Genomic DNA, 769 nt, shown 5'->3' with positions numbered 1-769 from the left:
GAGCAAAAATAACAAAGATCAAACGCAGCCATAGAAAATCAATTGTCCACCATAGCTTATAATCAGGTAGTAACTTCACCTGATTATGCGGGAGAAACCTATACATATGAGATGTATCGTCAATATATATATATATAAACCGGAATAATACTCAACATCATATCATTATCAGAATATTAACATTGAAAATTAAATACTCTTTCTTTTATTTGTTCTATATATCTATGATTCCATAAATCTGCAGACACAAACACTCTTTGAATCCATCGCATTGGATTTTTATAACTATCAAATGATCCAAAGAATTTATCTCTAGAGTGTAGGGCCATTCTGTTGTCATCGTATAATAATCTTCCTTTTTGTACATCAATTCCAAAAGATACAGCCTTAATAGCTTCATAAAAATGATCTAAAGCTTCCTTGGCTTTTTTTGACTGTGTCCCTAACATGCCTAGATAAAAAACAGCGCTGATATCTGGGAATTCACCGTCCCCTTGAACGAGGGGCACTTTACTTGTAGAGGTTACCCCATTTTTTCTCCATCTATAGGGAACATTAATTATATATAAATTATCCCTTAAACTCCTCAAATCCTCTTCACTTAAAAGTTTTAAAGCTAGACGTGCATCAGATATTCTCGTTAACGGACCATCAACATCATTGCGAACACCAGTTAAAAGTATCCCTTTAGGAGATAAATTTAAACCTTTTATAAATTTTAGTGCAGCATTTTCTGTATGAAAATCTAACTCAACTTCAGATCCTAATT

At 32.8% G+C, this 769-nt stretch carries 1 protein-coding gene; it reads right to left on the bottom strand.

The window, feature by feature from the left end; all coding sequences use genetic code 11:
- Positions 1 to 176: 176 nt before the first annotated feature.
- Positions 177 to 769: TauD/TfdA family dioxygenase (locus ACFIKE_RS11955; protein WP_375650174.1), on the bottom strand; the 593-nt coding region annotated here is incomplete at its 5' end.

It is taken from the genome of Bartonella sp. MU70NMGDW, from assembly GCF_042194085.1.
GTDB classification, from domain to species: Bacteria; Pseudomonadota; Alphaproteobacteria; order Rhizobiales; family Rhizobiaceae; genus Bartonella; species Bartonella grahamii.
The sequence above is the reverse complement of the archived record's forward strand: the minus strand, read 5'-3'. Positions and strand labels throughout refer to the sequence as shown.